The sequence below is a fragment of the Marinobacter sp. EN3 genome, from assembly GCF_000475315.1.
GTDB classification, from domain to species: Bacteria; Pseudomonadota; Gammaproteobacteria; order Pseudomonadales; family Oleiphilaceae; genus Marinobacter; species Marinobacter nauticus.
This window is the reverse complement of the sequence record NZ_AXCC01000010.1, coordinates 1-5,538: the sequence shown is the minus strand read 5'-3', so window position 1 is coordinate 5,538 and position 5,538 is coordinate 1. Positions and strand designations below refer to the sequence as shown.

Here is a 5,538-nt window from a genome sequence, read left to right as displayed (position 1 = left end):
TGTCAGCGACAAGCGCTTCTCTGCTACTGCGGGCCTGCTGATGTAACGACACAAACGCTCCAGTTTGTCGCGCTCATCAGCGCCTGCGGAAACGCCGGCATGAAGAGAGAACCCTCCCATCTTTCCGACCCGGTCGTCGTTCGTATTGTCACTGGTCGGTAGAGTCTGGACTGTGAACACCTTGCGGCCAGCCTGGGGGCCGACGGCAATCCGATAGGTGATGGAATGACCCTGCAGTTGCGCCATAGGGTCATCGTCCGCAGCTTCCGCGCTCAGATAGCTGTTCTCGATATCACGCTCCAGCAAGCCCTGTCGTTCCAGCTTGCGGCCAACCCTCCGGGCAATCGTACCGACCAAGGCGGTAAGCTCCTCGTGGCTGGGCGCCTTGACCCGGACAAAGCGTAAGCCCTTATGCGGGTCATCGGCGTAGACGCCATCCAGGAAGAGCATATGGAAGTGCAAATTGAGGTTGAGCGCGCTGCCGAAGCGTTGAATCAGCGTCACTGCGCCGGTCCGGGCGTTCTGGTGAGTCAAACCCGCCTTCTTGATGAGATGCGTGGCAATCACGCGATAGACGATCCCCAGCACCTGGCCCATGACCGCTGGCCGGTTGGCAAACAGATAGCGAAGCTGGAAAGGAAAACTCAGCACCCATTGACGGATGGGCTGCCGAGGCAAAACATCGTCCACGAGTAATGCTGCACTTTCAGTCATGCGTCGAGCGCCGCAACTGGGGCAAAAGCCGCGCCGCTTGCAACTAAAGGCAACCAAATGCTCGACATGACAACTGTCGCAGCGCACCCGCAGGAAACCGTGCTCCAGGCGACCGCATTTCAGGAAGTCGTCAAACTCCCTTTGGACGTAGGTAGGAAGTTCCTTACACTGCGCTTCCATCAGGTCACGGAGCTGGTACAGAAATTACTGATCAGTCCGCTGGGACCACTGTTTGCCCGTTTGTATTCTTATAAAAAACTGCAGAAAACCTTTGCTCATATCTGTGCAAAGGCACTCAGCGATGAAGAGCTGCAGGGCTTCTGGACATTGATTTCACAGCAACAGGGGCTGCGGGTTTTTCATAAACTGATTCGCTATATGAGTGAGCGGCGGCAATTCCGTGAGCGTTGGGTTGGTGCCTTGCAGAACACCAGCGTACCTCTGGCGCTGATTAATGGCTCTGCCGATCCTATTTCCGGTGCGCATATGGTGGCCCGTTACCGTGAACTGGTGGGCGGGGAAAACATTGTGCAATTGCCGGGTATTGGTCATTATCCTCAACTGGAAGACAGCCAGACGGTATTGGCCGCTGTGCAGTCTTTTCTGGCCGGAGTTATGTCGTCCGGCTGATCTCTGCGTATTAACAGGCCCCAATACAGGTTCGCCATGAATCAGCCTTCTTATTCCACTATTGCTGCCTGGGCGCTGGCCATCTGCAAAGCCCTGCAGGAATCCGGTCGCGACCCTGTGCCTTTGCTGCAGGACGTCGGCCTTAACCTGCAGGAGCTGGAGCAGCATCCCGACAGCCGTGTTGCCATTGCTACCATGACTGCCTTCTGGGACCGGGTGGAACAGATTACTGCGAATCCGGCTTTTGGCCTGGAAGTTTCACGTTATGTGCAGCCGATGCATTTTCGCGCCCTCGGTTTGCTGATGATCAGTTGCCAGAATATGCAGCAGGTGATCGAAAAAATCGGGCGCTATCACGCCATGATTTCCAACACCGTTAATATCCGCGTTATTCATCAGCCACACCGTATCGGTTTTGCCATTGATCCTCTGGCGGGAGTGCCGATCAGCGCCCTTGCCGTTGATGGTTTTTTTGCCACCATCGTTACCTTTGCCCGGCAATTAACTGGGCAGAATCTGCTGGTGCAGAATGTTGAATTAATGCGGTCTTTACCCGCAGCAGGCGGCGAGCGCTGGAGTACATTTTTTCGGTGCCCGGTCAATTTTCAGCAGGCCACCAACTGCCTGTGGTTTGAACGTGCTCAGCTGATAAAAATGGCATTGCCCGGCGATTCACAATTGGCTGCTGCCAACGAAGCACTGGTTGAACAATACCTGCAAAAAATGAATGCCCTTAACTGGCACGAGCGGATAAAAAACAGCATTCAGGCGGTGCTGGAACAGGGCGAACCGACGCTGGCCGATACCGCACAGGTATTTAATCTGAGCGAACGCACGCTGCGACGTTATCTGCAACAGGAAGGCACCAGTTTCCGTCAGGTATTGGAAGAAGTTCGGCGTGAAATGGCGGTACATTACCTGCTACAGACAGCGGTGCCGGTAACGGATATAGCATTACGGCTGGGATTCAGTGACAGCAGTAATTTTAACCGCGCGTTTCAGCGCTGGTTTGAGCAGACGCCGGGGCAATACCGTAAGGAAAAGAAAAGCGCCGGAGCGTAAAAAAATACCCTCGCAGAAAGTCTCTTGCCATCTGGCTCCCACGCTCTGCGTGGTAGCCCTTACCGGTACCGTTGCATTCCCACGCGGAGCATGGGAACGAGAAGAACGAGAAGAAACAGAAAGTCTCTTGCCATCTGGCTCCCACGCTCTGCGTGGTAGCCCTTGCCGGTGCTGTTGCATTACCCCACGGAGCGGGGCGTTCCCACGCGGAGCATGGGAACGAGAAGAAAGAAGTCCTTAATCCGGCAACACAATCGCAAACGATGTTGCAGGTTTTTCAAACAGGCTGAAAAAACGCACCAGATCAATTTTGCTGCCATCAATGCTCAGATCATCGGAAAACAGGGTGTCTTTTAAGCCGGCCTCACCAATCAGCATGCTGATAAACAGCGGGTGAGTCAGGTTCAGGGTGGCGTTGATTTCGCCTTCCAGCGGCGTGTCTTTGCTCAGCTGGCGGTGATGCAGTACCGCATTTTCAACCCACAGCAGATGGCTTTCATTCAGATCGGTAAAGTTAATTTTAATGCGCCAGTTTTTATCGGCGGCATCTTCGGCTTTTAAGCGTACAGCCAGAGTATCGAAGAAGTTGGCCACCGGTGTCTGCAGCAGCATATCTTTCATGGTGGCGATATTAATGCCGGTTTCCGGTGTGCCGGTACGTAATTCCAGTGCTGCGGTTAAATACACATCACGCCACGGGCCGGACTCAGCCTGATAACCCAGCTGATCATAATTACGTGCCAGCAGTTTACGCGCGGCTCTGTTTTCCGGTTCAGCAAACACCAGATGGTTGAGCAGCTCGGCACTCCAGCGGTAATTACCGGCATCAAACGCACTTTGTGCTTTTTCCAGCAGAGTACCGGCGCCTCCGGCGAGAGCAACATAACCGGCGGCACGTTGCGGATCGGGCAGTGGATCAAGGTGGGCCGGGTTGGCGTCGTACCAGCCTAAATAGCCCTGATAAACAGCGCGTGCATTGTGTTTTACCGTGCCGTAATAACCCCGGCTGGAAAAGGCCTGGGCGAGGGAATCGGGCAGGGCCAGATCTTCAGCAATTTCACCCGGTGTCATGCCCTGGTTCATACGGCGTACGGTCTGGTCGTGAATAAATTTATAGGTATCGCGCTGTTGTTTCAGGAAGGTCTGAATACGCTCTTTGCCCCACATCGGCCAGTGATGGCTGGCAAAATAAATATCGGCATCGGCAAACAGGTTACGTGCTTCTTCAATATAGGCACTCCATTTCAGTGCATCGCGTACCTTGGCACCACGCAGGGTATAGAGGTTGTGCATGTTACGCGATACCACTTCGCCACCGCAGAAGGCTTTATATTGTGGTAAATAAAAGGTGAACTCAGCCGGTGCTTCGGATTCCGGGGTGTACTGGAACTGAAACTGAATACCGTCAATGGTCAGCTCGGTCGGGGTTTCACTGACCAGCTGATTGGGTTCAATAATACTGAATTCACCAAAGGCCGGGCCTTTACCCAGGCCGGAATCCACATGGCCGAATTCATCGCGGGCCAGATTTTTACCGTACATATAAACCGCACGGCGACTCATGGCGGTACCGGCAATAATATTTTCGCTGGTGGCCTCTTCCATAAATCCGGCCGGTGCAATCACCGGAATATTACCCTGCTCAATTTCCTGCTGGCTGATAATGCCGAGCACGCCACCAAAATGGTCGATATGGCTGTGGGTAAATAAAATGGCGCTGATATTCTGTGTGCCCGGGTAACGTTCTGCCAGTTGTTGCATGGCGAAGCCAAAGGCGGTGCGTGCAGTTTCTTTAGCGGTGATCGGGTCGATCACAATCCAGCCGCTGTCACCTTTAATCAGCGTCATGTTGGATAAATCGAAGCCACGCAGCTGATAAATGCCCGGCGTTACTTCAAATAAACCATGAATATTATTCAGCTGCGCCTGACGCCACAGGCTGGGGTTGACGCTGTCGGGCGCATCACCCTGTACAAAACCGTAGGCGGGCATATCCCAGACCTTTGTTGCAGGGTCGGCCAGCGAAGTAACCTGCAGGTTTTCCGGGCTGGCAATCAGGCCACGGCGGGCATCGTTAAAATCCTGCTGATCATTCAGGTTCAGTTGCTCTGCTACCTTGCGGTTGGTCGCAATGGTGGTGGCGGTAGCTGCGCGTTCGTCGCTGCTGATGCTGATCTGGTTATCGGACTGACCGCAGGCGCTCAGTAACAGACCGGCGCTGAGCAGCAGTCCGGCGTTGAGCAGCAGTCCGGCGTTGAGGCATTGCTGGCCACGGGGTTTGCGTAAGCGCAAAGCAGGGAAAGGAAGTTTGATTGTCATTATAAGCTCCTGTGCTGATTCCTCAGTGTAGGAGCCTGGATGATGCGCTGCCGGTTCGCGCCGGTCAGTCACTTGTCTTTACTGACCACTCTGAAGTGGCCAGTATGCTGATGCTGCCGGTTTTAATGCTCGCGGTTTAATGTGAGCAGTTTAATGTTGAGTGGTTAACGACAAACGGTAGGCCGACAGCGCCGGTAACAGGCCGGCGAGCAGTGCCAGGCTCAGGCTGAGCGCAGCGTAGAGCCAGACGTCCTGCAGGTTGAGCAGTGGTTCAATCAACAGGCCGTAATGTTCGGCCAGTAGCGGCTGGGCCAGCCACTGAGTCGCCGCGGCCATGCTCAGGGCCAGCAACCAGCTGAGCAGCGTCAGCAGTAATACCTCGGTTTCCAGCAGCACAAAGAGGTACAGCGGGCGGGCGCCGATAATGCGCAGCAGGGCAATTTCCTGACGCCGTCCGGCCACGGTGACCTGCAGCATGGCCACCGAGCCGAGCAGGCTGGTGATTAACATCAGCAGGCTCAGTGCCTGCAGCAGTTGTTCGGCATTGCCCAGTAATTGCCAGAATTCGCTCAGGGCAACGCCGGGAATCACCGCGGTTAGCGGTTCCTGATGGGGCTGGTTTAAAACGTTCTGCAGCTGAAATAACAGCGGCCGTGAGGTCAGCCCAACAAAGAGGGCCGAGATCGTATCAGCCTCAGGCAGATCCTGCCAGCCGGCCTTTGCCAGACGCTCGGCCTGTTGCAGATCGTGCAGCGCTTCCAGTGTCTGCAGATGCACGTGCAGCGAGCGGTCAGAGGATAGGAAGAATAAAAG

General features: G+C 54.8%; 4 protein-coding genes and 1 pseudogene. 2 read left to right on the top strand and 3 right to left on the bottom strand.

From position 1 onward, the window contains the following. Positions 1–993 (bottom strand): annotated as a pseudogene (locus Q675_RS23435) (transposase); the annotation flags it as partial. 48 nt (positions 994–1,041) lie between these two features. Between Q675_RS23435 and Q675_RS38070 the strand changes: the two are divergent. Continuing rightward, complete coding sequence (locus tag Q675_RS38070; protein ID WP_152525351.1) at positions 1,042–1,344, top strand: alpha/beta fold hydrolase; 303 nt, start codon at positions 1,042–1,044, stop codon at positions 1,342–1,344. A gap of 36 nt (positions 1,345–1,380) precedes the next feature. Beyond that, positions 1,381–2,406: an AraC family transcriptional regulator gene (locus Q675_RS23430; protein WP_023010676.1), complete on the top strand. Its 1,026-nt coding sequence runs from the start codon at positions 1,381–1,383 to the stop codon at positions 2,404–2,406. 237 nt (positions 2,407–2,643) lie between these two features. On the opposite strand, the gene Q675_RS23425 is transcribed toward Q675_RS23430, so the two are convergent. Next, on the bottom strand, positions 2,644–4,725 hold the full coding sequence (locus Q675_RS23425) for an alkyl/aryl-sulfatase (RefSeq protein ID WP_023010675.1): 2,082 nt from the start codon (positions 4,723–4,725) through the stop codon (positions 2,644–2,646). 150 nt (positions 4,726–4,875) lie between these two features. Further along, positions 4,876–5,538 (bottom strand): FtsX-like permease family protein (locus Q675_RS23420; protein ID WP_023010674.1); only part of this gene is annotated, 663 nt, incomplete at its 5' end.